12 protein-coding genes are annotated in these 14,693 nt (G+C 58.5%); 7 read left to right on the top strand and 5 right to left on the bottom strand.

The window, feature by feature from the left end; translation table 11 throughout:
- Nucleotides 1-33: 33 nt before the first annotated feature.
- Complete coding sequence (locus ACOZ42_RS03690) at nt 34-1,554, bottom strand: fumarate hydratase (RefSeq protein WP_426345557.1); 1,521 nt, start codon at nt 1,552-1,554, stop codon at nt 34-36.
- 39 nt (nt 1,555-1,593) lie between these two features.
- Nucleotides 1,594-2,361 (bottom strand): crotonase/enoyl-CoA hydratase family protein, encoded by a 768-nt coding sequence (locus ACOZ42_RS03685; RefSeq protein WP_003803475.1) that lies wholly within the window; start codon nt 2,359-2,361, stop codon nt 1,594-1,596.
- A 242-nt stretch (nt 2,362-2,603) separates the two neighbouring features.
- Between ACOZ42_RS03685 and glyQ the strand changes: the two genes are divergently transcribed.
- The 7 genes from glyQ (at nt 2,604) to ACOZ42_RS03650 (ending at nt 9,915) form a co-directional block, all read left to right on the top strand.
- A complete protein-coding gene (glyQ, locus tag ACOZ42_RS03680; protein ID WP_426345556.1) occupies nt 2,604-3,509 on the top strand; it encodes a glycine--tRNA ligase subunit alpha in 906 nt (301 codons plus the stop codon).
- Nucleotides 3,509-5,641, top strand: a complete 2,133-nt coding sequence (glyS, locus tag ACOZ42_RS03675) for a glycine--tRNA ligase subunit beta (protein WP_426345555.1) — start codon at nt 3,509-3,511, stop codon at nt 5,639-5,641. The genes glyQ and glyS overlap by 1 nt, the downstream gene beginning before the upstream one ends.
- Nucleotides 5,641-6,180: a D-glycero-beta-D-manno-heptose 1,7-bisphosphate 7-phosphatase gene (gmhB, locus tag ACOZ42_RS03670; protein ID WP_003803481.1), complete on the top strand. Its 540-nt coding sequence runs from the start codon at nt 5,641-5,643 to the stop codon at nt 6,178-6,180. Before glyS ends, gmhB begins: the two co-directional genes overlap by 1 nt.
- 1 nt (nt 6,181) lies before the next feature.
- The gene (locus ACOZ42_RS03665; protein ID WP_003803484.1) at nt 6,182-6,931 is read left to right on the top strand and encodes a lysophospholipid acyltransferase family protein; all 750 of its coding nucleotides are present in this window, start codon (nt 6,182-6,184) and stop codon (nt 6,929-6,931) included.
- Nucleotides 6,897-7,778 (top strand): M48 family metallopeptidase, encoded by an 882-nt coding sequence (locus ACOZ42_RS03660; RefSeq protein ID WP_003803486.1) that lies wholly within the window; start codon nt 6,897-6,899, stop codon nt 7,776-7,778. Before ACOZ42_RS03665 ends, ACOZ42_RS03660 begins: the two co-directional genes overlap by 35 nt.
- 29 nt (nt 7,779-7,807) lie before the next feature.
- The gene (gene gloA, locus ACOZ42_RS03655; protein ID WP_003803488.1) at nt 7,808-8,203 is read left to right on the top strand and encodes a lactoylglutathione lyase; all 396 of its coding nucleotides are present in this window, start codon (nt 7,808-7,810) and stop codon (nt 8,201-8,203) included.
- A 482-nt stretch (nt 8,204-8,685) separates the two neighbouring features.
- Complete coding sequence (locus ACOZ42_RS03650) at nt 8,686-9,915, top strand: nucleoside recognition domain-containing protein (protein ID WP_003803489.1); 1,230 nt, start codon at nt 8,686-8,688, stop codon at nt 9,913-9,915.
- 42 nt (nt 9,916-9,957) lie between these two features.
- On the opposite strand, the gene rsmA is transcribed toward ACOZ42_RS03650, so the two are convergent.
- From rsmA to ACOZ42_RS03635, 3 genes are read right to left on the bottom strand one after another with little or no spacing between them, the layout of a single operon-like run.
- Nucleotides 9,958-10,749, bottom strand: a complete 792-nt coding sequence (gene rsmA, locus ACOZ42_RS03645) for a 16S rRNA (adenine(1518)-N(6)/adenine(1519)-N(6))-dimethyltransferase RsmA (protein WP_131071331.1) — start codon at nt 10,747-10,749, stop codon at nt 9,958-9,960.
- An 8-nt stretch (nt 10,750-10,757) separates the two neighbouring features.
- Nucleotides 10,758-12,209, bottom strand: a complete 1,452-nt coding sequence (locus ACOZ42_RS03640) for a peptidylprolyl isomerase (RefSeq protein ID WP_426345831.1) — start codon at nt 12,207-12,209, stop codon at nt 10,758-10,760.
- A complete protein-coding gene (locus ACOZ42_RS03635; protein WP_301606835.1) occupies nt 12,202-14,565 on the bottom strand; it encodes an LPS-assembly protein LptD in 2,364 nt (787 codons plus the stop codon). The genes ACOZ42_RS03640 and ACOZ42_RS03635 overlap by 8 nt, the downstream gene beginning before the upstream one ends.
- Nucleotides 14,566-14,693: the final 128 nt, after the last annotated feature.

Raw genomic sequence — 14,693 nt, 5'->3', positions numbered from 1 at the left:
ACGCCGGGAAGCCCAAGCTTCCCGCTTTACGTCTTACACAGCGACCAAAGAGATCTCTGCAATACGTTTGCGCCATTCAGCGGGGCCGGTGTTGTGCACGGACACACCTTGCGAATCCACCGCGACGGTCACGGGCATATCCTGAACCTCGAACTCGTAAATGGCTTCCATGCCCAGATCTTCAAAAGCCACCACTTTCGCATTGCGAATGGCCTTGGAAACCAGGTACGCGGAACCACCCACGGCCATCAGGTAGGCCGATTTGTGAGCACGGATGGCCTCAATGGCGGCCGGGCCGCGTTCGGCCTTGCCGATCATGGAGATCAGGCCGGTTTTAGACAGCATCATCTCGGTGAACTTGTCCATGCGAGTAGCGGTGGTTGGGCCTGCTGGACCAACGGCTTCGTCACGCACGGGGTCAACCGGGCCCACGTAGTAAATCACGCGGTTGGTGAAGTCCACAGGCAGGGACTCACCCTTTTCCAGCATGTCCTGGATGCGTTTGTGAGCCGCATCACGGCCCGTCAACATCTTGCCCGACAGCAGCAGGGTCTGACCAGGTTTCCAGGAAGCCACCTCTTCTGGCGTCAGTTCGTCCAGGTTCACCTGGCGGGACTTGTTGTAATCCGGTGCCCAGTGAATGTCAGGCCAGGCTGACAAAGGAGGAGGAACCAACTCGGCGGGGCCGTTACCGTCCAGCGAAAAATGGACGTGGCGCGTCGCGGCACAGTTGGGGATCATGGCTACAGGCTTGGAAGCGGCATGGGTCGGGAAGGTGTTGATCTTCACATCCAGCACAGTAGTCAAACCACCCAGACCCTGAGCGCCGATGCCCAGGGCATTGACCTTCTCGTAGAGCTCGATACGCAGCTCTTCCAGCTTGCTTTGCGGGCCGCGTTGCAGCAGCTCGTACATATCGATGTCTTCCATCAGGGCTTCTTTGGCCATCAGCATGGCTTTTTCGGCCGTGCCGCCCACACCAATACCCAGCATGCCGGGAGGACACCAGCCCGCACCCATCGTAGGAACGGTCTTGAGAACCCAATCCACCAGGGAGTCGCTGGGGTTGAGCATCACAAACTTGCTCTTGTTCTCCGAGCCACCGCCCTTGGCTGCAACCTGAATATGAACCTGATCGCCGGCGATCAGCTCGACATTCACGATACAGGGGGTGTTGTCGCGCGTGTTCTTGCGCGTGAAAAGAGGGTCGTTCAGGATGGAGGCCCGCAGCGGGTTATCCGGATTCAGATAACCGCGACGCACCCCCTCGTCACAGAGCTCCTGCAAGGAGCGCTGGGTATCGAAACGCACACCCATCCCCACTTTCAGGAATACGTTCACCACCCCGGTGTCCTGACAGATGGGGCGGTGGCCCTCGGCGCACATGCGCGAGTTGGTCAGGATCTGGGCGATGGCATCTTTGGCCGCCGGGTTCTGCTCACGCTCGTAGGCGCGGGCCAGATGCTCCAGATAATCAGTGGGATGGTAGTAACTGATGAACTGCACCGCATCGGCGATGGACTGAATCAGATCGTCTTCTTTAATGGTGGTCATGGTGGCGTCAATATCAAAAACGGGATGAACAAGGGGAAACTACTTGCCCTGCCAGACAGGCTCGCGCTTCTCGGCAAAAGCCGTCGCGCCTTCTTTGGCGTCTGCAGAGGTGAAGATGCCGGCGATGCGAGGGCGCTGCAGATCAAACAGATCCGCCTGACGCCAGTCGCGCGACTGGGAAATAATGCTTTTGGCGGTTTGCACGGCCAACGGACCATTGGCAGCAATCTGGGCGGCCAGCTCCAACGCCTGCTCAGTGGCCTGGGTGGGCTCGGCCAGACGGCTGACCAGGCCCAGTTCGGCCATACGGGCAGCCGGGTACATGCCGCCAGTCAGCACCATCTCCATGGCCATGTGGTACGGAATGCGACTGGGCAAACGCACCATGCCGCCGGAACCGGGCACAATGCCGCGCTTGACTTCAGGCAGACCAAAGTTGGCATTGTTGGCAGCCACAATCAGGTCACAGGACAGGGCAATCTCAAAGCCGCCCGCCAGACAGTAGCCTTCCACCGCGGCAATCAGGGGCTTGGCGGGTGGACGTTCGCAAATACCCGCAAAGCCACGGTCACCCACATAGGGACGCTGACCCGTTTTGGCAAAGGCCTTCAGATCCATACCAGCACAAAATGTGTTGTTTGCGCCCGTCAGCACGCCCACGGCAATAGTGGAGTCGGCGTCGAACGCGTCAAGCGCCTGGGCCAGCGCCTGGGCCGTTTCCAGGTTAATGGCATTACGTGCCTCGGGACGGTTCAAGGTAATCAACAATACCTTGCCTTTACGCTCTAGCGTGACAAGCTCACTCATGGACCTAGCCTCCTGTAAATTGCGGCCCGGGCTCCCGCTCGGGAATCAGGCCAGCAAATAAGCAGTATTTGGACAAACGCATATGATACGTCCAAATGCCAGCTGACCGCCCGGTACAAACAGCGCTTGCCCGTAGTCCGGACGGCCAAAACCAGGCATTGCAGGCGCTTTTCTGCTGTAAGGGCGCAGTTCACGCTAAAATAGAAAAATTTTGCAGATTCTCGCTTTACTGGCCATTGCTCATGCTCACCTTTCAGCAAATCATACTTACGCTCCAGCAATACTGGGACAAGCACGGATGCGCTCTGCTTCAGCCCTACGACATGGAAGTCGGTGCAGGAACCTCCCATACGGCAACCTTTTTGCGGGCTATTGGCCCCGAGCCCTGGCGCGCGGCCTATGTGCAGCCTTCACGCCGTCCCAAGGACGGGCGCTACGGCGACAACCCCAACCGCCTGCAACACTATTACCAGTTTCAGGTGGTGCTCAAGCCTGCGCCTGAAAACATTCTGGACTTGTACATCGGCTCGCTGGAGGCCCTGGGCATCAACCCCAAGGCGCACGACATCCGCTTTGTGGAAGATGACTGGGAGAACCCCACGCTGGGCGCCTGGGGTCTGGGCTGGGAGGTCTGGCTCAACGGCATGGAAGTCACCCAGTTCACCTACTTCCAGCAAGTAGGCGGCCTGGATTGCACGCCAACCACGGGCGAAATCACCTACGGTCTGGAACGTCTGGCCATGTACTTGCAAGGCGTGGAAAGCGTCTACGATCTGGTCTGGACCGAAGGTCACAACGGCCAGCGTATTTACTACCGCGACGTGTTCCACCAGAACGAAGTGGAGCAGTCCACCTACAACTTCGAGCACGCCAGCACCGACTTTCTGTTTGCGCACTTTAACGACTACGAAGCCGAAGCCAAGCGCATCATCGATGTGCCGCTGGCCCTGCCTGCCTACGAACAAACGCTGAAAGCTGCCCACACCTTCAATATGCTGGATGCCCGCGGCGCCATCAGTGTGACTGAGCGCGCTGCCTATATTGGCCGTATCCGCAATCTGTCCCGCGCTGTCGCACAGGCTTACTACGACTCCCGCGAACGCCTAGGTTTCCCCATGCTGAGCAACACATCCCCGGAGGCCAAGTAATGAACGCCTCCACGACACAGCCTTTGCTGATTGAACTCTTTACTGAAGAACTGCCCCCCAAGGCGCTGCAACAGCTGGGACAGGCCTTTAGTGACGGTCTGCAAAAAGTATTGAGCGAACAGGCCCTGCTGGCCCCAAACTGCGAAGTGCGTGCTTACGCTACGCCACGCCGTCTGGCTGCCTGGTTCAGCGCCGCCTACCAGCAGGCTGAAGACCAGCCTTATACCGAAAAACTGATGCCCGCCCATATCGGCCTGGATGCCAATGGGGAAATCGCCCCGGCCCTGGCCAAGCGTCTGGCCGCCAAAGGTCTGGAACATCTGAAGGCCAGCGATCTGCTGCGCGAGTCCGATGGCAAGCAGGACTACCTGTACGCCAGCGGCATTGCCACCGGCGCCGTTCTGAAGGATGGCCTGCAGGAAGCCCTGGAATGGTCCATCACCCACCTGCCCATCCCTAAAGTGATGCGTTACCAGTTGGCCGATGGTGTCAGCAGCGTCCGCTTTGTGCGCCCTGCCCACGGTCTGGTCGCCCTGTGGGGTTCAGAGATTGTTCCCGTCAGCGCGCTGGGCCTGCAAGCCGGTCGCCAGACACACGGCCACCGCTTCCTGTGTGACGCCCCCTTCGACATCCGTGATGCCGATAGCTGGGTCGCCCAAGTTCAGGAGCAAGGCTGGGTGGTTCCTTCCTTCGAAACGCGTCGCGAGCAAATTCGCACAGAACTGGAAGCCGAAGCCAAGCGCCTGAACGCCACACTGGGCAATGACCCCGAGGTGGAAGCCCTGTTAAACGAAGTGACGGCTCTGGTCGAATACCCTACGGTGTACGTGGGTCAGTTTGACGAGCAGTTCCTGCAAGTGCCGTCCGAATGTCTGATTCTGACCATGCGTCTGAATCAAAAGTATTTCCCGCTGTTTGACCCTGCCACACAAAAACTGACCAATCGCTTTCTGATCGTCAGCAATATGAAGGTGGACGATCCCAGCAACATCATCGAAGGTAACGAGCGCGTGGTTCGCCCCCGTCTGGCGGACGCCCAGTTCTTCTTTGAAACCGATCGCAAACAGACGCTGGCCGAACGTGTTCCTACACTGGCTGGCAGCGTGTACCACAACAAACTGGGTTCGCAGCTGGACCGTATCGAGCGTCTGCAATCCGTGGCTGGCTACATCGCCAAGCAACTGGGTGCCAATGAAGAGCACGCCCGTCGTGCCGCCCTTCTGGCCAAGGCAGACCTGAACTCCAATATGGTGGGCGAATTCCCCGAGCTGCAAGGCGTGATGGGGGCTTACTACGCCCAAGGCGATGGCGAGCCCGAGGACATCGTGCTGGCGATTCGCGAGCAATACCGTCACCGTCTGGACCAGCCCGTCACAGAAGCCAGCCTGACTCAAGCCATTCTGTTCCTGGCTGAGCGTGCCGAAGTTCTGGTCGGTATCTGGGGCATTGGTCTGGCTCCAACCGGCGAGCGCGATCCTTACGCCCTGCGCCGTGCGGCCCTGGGCCTGATCAGCGCCTACGAGCAATTGCAGGCCGGTGCCCAATTGAAGGCCAACCGCCTGAATCTGGATACCCTGCTGAACGCCACTGCCTCCTTCTTCAAGGATGGCGTGCTGGCTGCTGACACGGTCGATGCGGTCCAAGCCTTCATTTATGAACGCTACCGTAACCAGCTCAGCAACGATTACGAGCGCAGCGTGGTGGATGCCGTGCTGGCGCTGCGTCCACCGCTGGAGCAGGTGCACGCCCGTATACAGGCTTGTGCCTCCTTTGCCCAGCGCCCTGAAGCCGAGAGCCTGGCAGCTGCCAACAAGCGCGTCAGCAATCTGCTCAAGAAAGCCGAAGGCGAACTGGCAACGCTGGACGACAAGCTGCTGGTCGAACCAGCCGAGCGCGAGCTGGCTGCCAAGATTCAGGAATTGCAGCCTGTGGCCCAGGCCCAGTTTGAAGCGGGTGAATTTGACGCCTCCCTGGCCACCCTGGCCCAGGCTCGTGGTGCCGTGGACAACTTCTTCCAGGACGTCATGGTCATGGCCGAAGACCCAGCCATCCGCGCCAACCGTCTGGCCCTGCTTGCCAAGCTGCATGCACTGATGAACCAGGTTGCGGATCTTTCCAGGCTGGCCAACTAGTGAAACTTGCCATCATTGATCGGGACGGTGTCATCAACCATGACAGCGATGCCTTTATCAAAAGCCCGCAAGAGTGGGAGGCCATTCCAGGCAGTCTGGAGGCCTTGGCCCGCCTGACCGAAAACGGCTGGAAGGTGGTGATTGCCACCAACCAGTCCGGTCTGGCGCGTGGTCTGTTTTCCATGACCACGCTAAACGCCATCCACGCCAAGATGCGTCGGGAGCTGGCCTTGCTGGGCGGTTTGATCGACGCCATCTTTATTTGTCCGCACGGTCCCGATGATGGCTGCGCCTGCCGCAAGCCTGCCCCCGGCATGTTTCGCGACATTGCACAGCGCTATGAAGTAAACCTGCAAACCGTACCCTCGGTAGGCGATTCCTTGCGCGATCTGCAAGCGGCCAGCCAGGCCGGTTGTGCGCCCTGGCTGGTCCAGACTGGCAAAGGCATGCGTACTTTAGAGAAAGGCGGCTTGCCCGAAGGCACGCGCGTCGAGGCCGACCTGGCCGCTGTTGTCGACAAATGGCTCCACGGAAACTGATATGGGCATTATCCGCGCTTCACTTTATCAACTGTTCTTGTTGATCACCGTCATTCCCTACGCATTTGCCTGCCTGCTCATCGCCCCTTTGCCGCTAGATATACGCTATCGCTTTACGACCGGCTGGCCACGCCTGGCTATCTGGGGTGCGCGCACGATCCTGGGGATACGCTGGCAGACCAAAGGCTGGGAAAACCTGCCTGATGGCAAGGCCATCATCCTGTCCAAGCACCAGTCGGCCTGGGAAACACTGTTCTTTCCCTCGTACATGCCGCGCCAGGTGTGCTTTGTCTACAAGCGCGAGCTGCACAAAGTGCCCTTCTTTGGCTGGGGGCTGGCTTTGCTGCGCATGATCCCGATTGACCGTGCCAAAGGCCGCGATGCCTTTGAACAAGTCATCAAGATTGGCCAACAACGCATTGACGAAGGCCGCTGGCCCTTGCTGTTTCCCGAAGGCACCCGCACCGCACCAGGCACGACAGGCCGCTACAAAATGGGCGGCGCCTTGCTGGCCAGCCGTACGGGCACACCGGTGATCCCTGTGGCGCACAACGCGGGCGAATGCTGGCGTCGCAATGCCTTTATCAAGACGCCGGGCTTGGTTACTATCTCCTTTGGGCCGCCCATTGATCCCACGGGCTTGACCCCTGAAGAAGTCAACCAACGCGTACAAACTTGGATTGAAACCGAAATGCGCGTCTTGAATCCGGAACGCTATGACGGTCCCCCCACAACTGGCCCTGTTTCCTGACACGGCCTTCCCCCACCCGGCGCAGCGGCCCGCCCGGCCGCCTGCCGGTTCTGCTGTGTCACCCCAAGCTGATTTAACGGTTCGGCCCGAGACCCTGCCCGAAGGCGTACAGTGGCAGCAGGTGCAGCTGGAGGGTCAACTTATCGGTTATCAGCTCAAGCGCTCGCGTCGCCGCACTTTAGGCCTGACTATCAATGACAGTGGCTTGACCGTCGCTCTGCCCTCCTGGGTCAAACTCAGCCAGGCCGAACAAATTCTGCATAGCAAAAGCGCCTGGATACTGCGCAAGCTGCGCGAGTACCAACAGCGTCGCGAACAATTGGCGTTGCAAAGCCTGCAGTGGGTCGATGGCGATACCCTGCCTTTTATGGGAACACCGATCCGTCTTGGCCTGGACCCGCAGGTTCAACAGATTCATTTCGAGGGCATACTGGGCCAGATCCGGCAGGGCCAGCGCCTATTGCTTCCCCTGCCAGTCGATGCGGAGCCGTTGCGCGTTCAAGAGCTGACTCAGGCCTGGCTGCAGAAACAGGCCAAACAGTGGTTTGAGCAGCGGCTGCAACACTACCTGGACCTGTCAGGCCTGCGCGCCAGCAAATTACGTCTGGCCGCCCCCGCCAAACGCTGGGGGTCCTGCAATAGCGACGGAACGATTATGCTGAACTGGCGCCTGATACACTTTCACCCATCCATCATTGATTACGTCGTCGCTCACGAGGTCGCGCATCTGCAAGAGATGAATCACGGTCCGCGTTTCTGGGCTTTAGTCGAAACGCTCTATCCTGATTTTGTCCATGCGCGCAATCAGCTACGACAGTATGATCCAGGCACCCTGCCCCTGCTTTAAGGCAGGTTGAACTCTAGGAGCTCTACCTTATGCGTATCCTGCACACCATGCTGCGTGTCGGCAATCTGGACCGTTCTCTGGCCTTTTACACCGAGGTCTTGGGCATGAAGCTGCTGCGCCAGTCCGACTACCCGGACGGCCGCTTTACACTGGCTTTTGTGGGCTATCAGGACGAATCCGAAGCCGCTGTGCTGGAACTGACCCACAACTGGGACACCCCTTCTTATGATCTGGGCAATGGCTACGGCCACATTGCACTGGAAGTGCCCGATGCCTACAAAGCCTGTGAGGACATCAAGGCCCGTGGTGGCAAGGTGGTACGCGAAGCCGGCCCCATGAAGCACGGCACGACCGTGATTGCTTTTGTGGAAGATCCGGACGGCTATAAAATTGAACTGATCCAGGCCAAAGGGCGCGTGGATTAAAGCCAACGGAACCGGCCTTGAGAGGCCGGTTTTTGATTGTCTGGCCGTCAAAACGTCTCAGTGATGACACGCCTTGCCCGCGGGCTGCTGCACCCCTTCCTTTCCTCCCGATCCTTTGTACCTCCTCTCTCTTTCTGACGCATTGTCTTTCCACGTCTCTTTCACACCGCCCCTTGCCGGTCCCGCCTTCCACGCCACGTTCCCGCCCCCCTGCTGCTTGCCACTCTTTCCGAGCCGTCTTGCTGTCGTCCACTCTCCGTTTTACCAATAAGCCGTTACCTACCGCTTCTTTCCCTGTGAATCAAGAGCGCCCTTGGGCTGTGTGCCTTAGGCAAACCTCATCCAACAGGCAGCGCTCTGACTCCCATGCGTGTTTTGCGACTGCTTGTGCCAATACCCTTACAGACCGTAGCCGATAAAACCGGGCTGGATTCTGCGACAATCTAGTCTGGCTTTTCCCTGCCCTGCTTACTGCCAACACTATGCTCAATACTCTTTGGCTGTTTTTCTTCCTGATTGCCGCTGTCAGCGGTTTTTACCAATGGCTGGTAGGGGGAAATAGCGAAATTTTTGCGCAGATGGTGCGTAGCCTGTTCGATATGGCTGCCCTGTCCGTCCAACTCATGCTGCTGCTTTTTGGCACGCTGACCCTGTGGCTGGGGTTTTTGAAGATCGCCGAGAAAGCCGGGCTGATCGATACGCTGGCACGCTGGCTGGGCCCGCTGTTTAGCCGCCTCATGCCTGGCGTGCCCGCCGGTCACCCGGCCCTGGGTCTGATCACCCTGAACTTCGCCGCCAACGGTCTGGGTCTGGACAATGCGGCGACTCCCATCGGTCTGCGTGCCATGAAGTCGCTGCAAACACTGAACCCGCATCCTGACACGGCCACCAATGCCCAGATCCTTTTTCTGGTGCTCAATGCCTCGTCACTGACACTGATCCCCATCAGCATCTTCATGTATCGGGCTCAACAGGGCGCGCCTGACCCGACCATGGTGTTTCTGCCCATTCTGTTGGCCACCACCGCCTCCTCGCTGGCAGGACTGCTCAGCGTCGCGTTGGTACAGCGCCTGCGTCTGTTTGATCCGGTGCTGATGCTGTGGTTCGGGGTGTTTGCGCTTATTCTGGGTTCGTTCATGGCCTTGCTGGCCACCCTGAGCGCGGCCGCCATTCAGTCGCTGTCTTCCCTGCTGGGCAACCTGACCTTGCTGTCCATTATCTGGCTGTTCCTGCTGATAGGGTGGCGTCGCAACATCCCCTTGTATGAAACCTTCGTGGAGGGCGCCAAAGAAGGCTTTGCCGTTGCCAGGGACTTGCTGCCCTATCTGGTTGCGATGCTGTGTGCCGTCGGCGTGCTCAGAAGCTCAGGCGCGCTGGATATCGTCCTGGACATGATCCGCTGGCTGGTCAACCTGACCGGTCTGGACACTCGTTTCATCGATGCCTTGCCGACGGCTCTGGTCAAACCTTTCTCGGCTGGGGCAGCCCGCGCCCTGCTGATCGAAACCATGCAGCATCATGGGGTAGACAGCTTCCCCGCACTCCTGGGGGCTACGGTACAAGGCAGCACGGAAACAACCTTTTATGTATTGGCCGTGTATTTTGGAGCGGTGGGCATCCAACGCGCTCGCCATGCGGTCTCCTGCGCCTTGCTGGCTGATCTGGCTGGCGTGCTGGCCGCCATCGCCGTTTGTTATTGGTTCTTCGGCTAGGCGGGGACAAATAAAAAAGCCCCTCGCGGGGCTTTTTTATTATCAGGCAACTTGCACGACGCCTTTATCCATCAGATGATCTGCCAAGGCTATATAGTCCGCCAAAGACAAATCAGCAGGGCGGCTGGTGGGTGCGATACCCAGGCCATCCCAATCGATATGCGGCGTCCAGTCTCCCAGGCCACCCCGCAACATCTTGCGCTTTTGCGCAAAGGCCCTAGCCACAACCCGACTGAATACACCCGCATCGCGCGCCTGAAGCCGATCCGCAGGCAACGGCACCATACGCACCACGGCAGATACCACGCGTGGCGGTGGATTGAAGGCTTCGGGGGGCACTTCAAACAGTTTGACCATGCGGTAGCGCGACTGCAGCATTACCGACAGACGGCTGTAATCCGACGAGCCGGGCTGGGCAACCATGCGGTCGATCACTTCGCGTTGCAGCATGAAATGCTGATCCACCACTGCATCCGCGTATTCCAGCAAATGAAACAGCAATGGGCTGGAAATGTTATAGGGCAAATTGCCGACAATGCGCAGATTCGGCCCTAATGCACCAAAATCCACACTGAGCGCGTCGGCCTCGATGATCTCCAGCTTGCTGGGCGAGTAGTGATTGCGCAGCCGCGCGGCCAGATCACGGTCAATCTCGACCACCCGCAGGCGCTCCAGCGCTTGCGTCAGCGGCCGGGTCAGGGCGGAGAGGCCCGGACCGATTTCCACCATATTATCGACGGGCCGAGGGCCAATCGCACGGATGATCTGGTCGATGACGGCCTCATCTTCCAGAAAATTCTGTCCAAAGCGCTTGCGCGCCTGATGCTGGGCCATACTTGTCCTTAGCGACGGCGGGTGCTGGACTCGGGGTCCAGACGGTTATCAATATAGGCACGGCCGCGCAGGCTGTTCAGCCAATCCTCAAACGCAGGCTCGGCACGCTGCTGGAACAGTGCCTGACGGGCTTGCATGCGTTTGTACTCATCTTCCATATTGCGCGTGCGACGCTCAATAACCTGGATCAGGTGCCAGCCAAACTGGGATTCCACGACTGCCGTATCATTGCCGGGCTGCAGCTTGTTCATGGCCTGCTCAAACGGAGGCACGGTTTCCCCTGGCGAGAGCCAGCCCAGATCGCCACCTTGTGGTGCGCTGCTGTCTTCCGAGTAGCGCTTGGCCAGATCCTGGAAAGATTCGCCATTACGTAGTCGTTCTTGCAGTTGCTCAATACGCTGACGAGCCTGCTCCGAGGTCATGACCTTGGAGAGTTTGACCAGAATATGACGAGCATGAGTCTGAGTCACCATCATGGGGCCAGATTGAACCGCCGCCGCACCCTGTACGGGTGAGGTATTGGCGGGAGCACTGCCGCCACGTTCAAGCACCTTCAGAATATGAAAGCCTTGTCCACTGCGAATCAGATTGGACACCTGCCCAGGGGCCAGATCCTGCACCGCCTGCGCGAACAGGTCCGGCCATTCCGACAAGGGACGGGTGCCCATGACGCCGCCACTCAGCGCCTCCTGCCCATCCGAACTGGAAGCAGCCAGACCGGCAAAATCCGCCCCTGAACGGGCCTGAGCCAACAAGCCCTCGGCCTTGGTACGCAAACGGGCTTCTTCGCTGGAATTGGCACTTTCAGGCACCCGCACCAGAATTTGTGCCAGGCTCACCGGCGCATCCTGACTTTGTGCCGCAGACTGCCCCAGATTGCCTAAACCGGCGCCGCCTTGAGAGCGCAGATAAATGTCAATATCGGCATCCGTAATATTGATGCTGCTGTCGACAGCGCGCATGCGCAATTGGTCCAGCAAAATTTCCTGTTTCAGATTGGCGCGGTACTGCTCCCAGCTAATACCATTTTTTTCGATTTCGGCACGCAACTGGGCTTCCGTCATATTGTTGCGCGAGGCAATCATGCGCACGCCCTCTTCCACCTGCTGGGGGCCGACAGAAATCCCCATGGCACGCGCTTCCTGCTGCTCCAGGCGTTCATTGATAAGACGCTGGAGAACCTGTTTGCGCAATATCTCCTGATCCGGGGCAGGAATTTTCTGCTGTTTTAACTGCGCCAGCACCTGCGCTGCCTCCTGGTCCACTTGACGCAGGGTAATCACCTCGTCATTGACGACGGCAGCGATGCCATCCACAAACTGGGGCGCGGCCGTGGACGTCTTGTTGGATGCGGCGGGCTTGGACTGCGCCTGTGCCATTTGGGTCGTACCCAGACCCATGACGGCCATCAGGGCCAATGACAGGGTGCGGTTTTTCAAGCTGAAACGCATATTATTCATACCTCTCATGAATCATTTTTTCCTGTACGGGGTCCGAGATGGGTTCATAGCCGATCACGCGATCACGCAGCAATTTGATGGGGTCGTTGCCAATGCCACCCAGACCGGACAACTCCAGCTGGAAGAACATGGCTTTATTGGTTTCCCTGGCCGAAACCGCATAGCGTTGCAGAACCACGCGCGCCGCCCAGCAGCAGTCGCCTTTGTACTCCAGGCCCAACACAGTTTGTGTACCACGACTTTCCTGAATGGAATAGTCGTAACGTCCTACTGCATACAGTCTGTTGCTCAGGGGCCATTGGCCTGTCATGGAAACATATTCTTTGCCACGCTGATCTTCTTCAAGCGGCGTAAAGGTCGGATCGACAACCTGACGCGGATCACGTTCGTAGCGGTAGTTCACCCCCAGCGTGGCAAGACGCTTGGGCCGCCAGCGAATGCCGGACGTCAGGCGGTTGCGACGACTCTCATCCGGATTGAACTGGGCATCAAAGTTGACCGAAAACGTGTTGGTCAAGGCCGCGCTGGCCCCCACCAGATAGTCCGAACGCGTACTGGTACGCGCCTTTTCGTCACTCAGGGTGACCGTTTGCTTGTCAAAATACAGGCGCTGTGCCGCTTGCAAGACCAGACGCTCATACCCGGTATCGGCATCCAGCCAGCGGGAGGTCAAACCGACCGTCACCTGATTGGCATTGGAAATCCGGTCCCAGCCACCCGAGAAGATATTTTCGCTAAATGCCTGGGCAAAGTTGAAGCTGGCCAGACTGGTGTCGTACACGGGCAGCGTGGACTGATCGCGATAGGGCACGTACAGGTAGTACACACGCGGCTCCAGGGTCTGAATGGAGTCGTTGCCAAACAAGGTGGTATTGCGCTCGAAGGTCATGCCCGAGTCCAGGGACAGGATGGGCAACACACGGCTCTGCGTGCGGGAACGCCCAGCGTACTTGGCCATGTAAGGGCTAGGATCACCCACATACCAGTCGGTCTGGTATTGACTCATGTGCAAGCCAGCTTTGGGCGTGATGTACCAACCCGGGCGGATGATAGGGTAAGCGACCGTCGTATAGGACGATAAACGCGTACCATCTGGCGCCAGACGGGTACTGCGCATATCGTCAAATTCGCTCAGATTGCCACTGTAGAACGGCAAGCGGAAACGAGTCGCGTAGTTATCGCTGACCACATCAAAGCCGCCCCAGTTATAGCGAGAGGCGCCCAGATACCATTCCGGCAACTTGTCGTATTGCGGCTGACGGTAGTTGCTGGTGGCGTCCTGCAGGGTTTGATAGCGGGTCCCACTAACGTGAGCGCGAAAATATTTGGAACCTGCCCAACCCAGGGTGACCGTGCTGGCCAGATCCTGGATCGTGGAGTCGTTCAGGCCAAAGCTGCTGAAGTCGCGGAAATAATCATCATCCGAGACGCGGCGGATGTCGGCATTCAGGTAGAAACTGGCAGGCAGACTCTGGCGATACTGTCCCATGAACAGCCAGCGCTTGTAGCCCAGCTCCTTGTCATCAGGCAAATAATTGCCGGTCAGCTCCCCCGAGAAACTGTCACCCAGATACCGGAACTCGCTGCCCAACATGGCGCCACGCTTGCTCATCAAACGAGGGGCCAGGGTGGCATCGTAATTGGGGGCCAGATTCAGGTAATACGGTACCGTCAGGTCCAGACCGCCCCGCGTCGTCATGCCATAAGTGGGCAGCAGAAAACCCGATTTACGCTCCTTGCGCAGCGGAAAGGTCAGGTAGGGCGAATACAGGAGCGGCACGCCTTTAAAGTAGAGCACACCATTGCGCGCCACCCCTTCGTTTTCTTTGGAATACAGATCCACCTTGGGGGAGCGGATGTACCAGGCAGGGTCGGGACACGGGCAGCCGGAGTAATTCACATCGGCCAGCCGCATATGGTTGGAGTTGAGAATGTCCGCCTGGGTCGCCGTTCCACTGCCGCCGCTTGCCCCCAGCCAGAACTCCGGAGAGGACATGCGCCCGGTGTCTGCATCCAGGTTGTAATCAAACTCAGGACTGCGCACCAGGGCACCGTCACGCATGATCAGGCCATTGCCACGCACCTGCACCTGGCCGGTTTTTTCCTGGTAGTCGATGCGGTCGCCTTTGACGACAGAATCAATACGACGCACCTGCGCGCCGCCTTCCAGACGCAAGGTGCCGTCCTCCAGGGTTTTCATCTGGTCGCCTATCAGATAGACGGCCATGTCTTCTTCCTGAAGATTGCGCACCTGCAAACTGGGGGACGTCTTTAAAGACGGACGCACGGATGACTCGGCCTGGGCAAGCCCCATGCCTGTCATCATCAAGACGGTATACAACGTCGCAACTCGCACTAAGACCGCGCCTCCAGTTGTGTCCTGCATTTGCTCGTACCAGGTGAAAAACCCTGGCGACCCGGTATTATAGTTAAGCCTGCCGTTTAGCGGCACTGCTAAACACTAATCCGTTACGTTCTTCTGCT

Origin of the sequence: Alcaligenes sp. HNGD-HTN06, assembly GCF_049932565.1 — a bacterium.
Classification (GTDB): Bacteria; Pseudomonadota; Gammaproteobacteria; order Burkholderiales; family Burkholderiaceae_B; genus Alcaligenes; species Alcaligenes ammonioxydans.
The sequence above is the reverse complement of the archived record's forward strand: the minus strand, read 5'-3'. Positions and strand labels throughout refer to the sequence as shown.

Excerpts from the sequence above, each read along its gene's own strand:
- ACOZ42_RS03650 (WP_003803489.1), top strand. The coding sequence starts at position 8,686 with ATGCTCAATACTCTTTGGCTGTTTTTCTTCCTGATTGCCGCTGTCAGC.
- ACOZ42_RS03640 (WP_426345831.1), bottom strand. The coding sequence starts at position 12,209 with ATGAATAATATGCGTTTCAGCTTGAAAAACCGCACCCTGTCATTGGCC.
- glyQ (WP_426345556.1), top strand. The coding sequence starts at position 2,604 with ATGCTCACCTTTCAGCAAATCATACTTACGCTCCAGCAATACTGGGAC.
- rsmA (WP_131071331.1), bottom strand. The coding sequence starts at position 10,749 with ATGGCCCAGCATCAGGCGCGCAAGCGCTTTGGACAGAATTTTCTGGAA.
- ACOZ42_RS03685 (WP_003803475.1), bottom strand. The coding sequence starts at position 2,361 with ATGAGTGAGCTTGTCACGCTAGAGCGTAAAGGCAAGGTATTGTTGATT.
- gloA (WP_003803488.1), top strand. The coding sequence starts at position 7,808 with ATGCGTATCCTGCACACCATGCTGCGTGTCGGCAATCTGGACCGTTCT.
- glyS (WP_426345555.1), top strand. The coding sequence starts at position 3,509 with ATGAACGCCTCCACGACACAGCCTTTGCTGATTGAACTCTTTACTGAA.
- ACOZ42_RS03665 (WP_003803484.1), top strand. The coding sequence starts at position 6,182 with ATGGGCATTATCCGCGCTTCACTTTATCAACTGTTCTTGTTGATCACC.
- ACOZ42_RS03690 (WP_426345557.1), bottom strand. The coding sequence starts at position 1,554 with ATGACCACCATTAAAGAAGACGATCTGATTCAGTCCATCGCCGATGCG.
- ACOZ42_RS03660 (WP_003803486.1), top strand. The coding sequence starts at position 6,897 with ATGACGGTCCCCCCACAACTGGCCCTGTTTCCTGACACGGCCTTCCCC.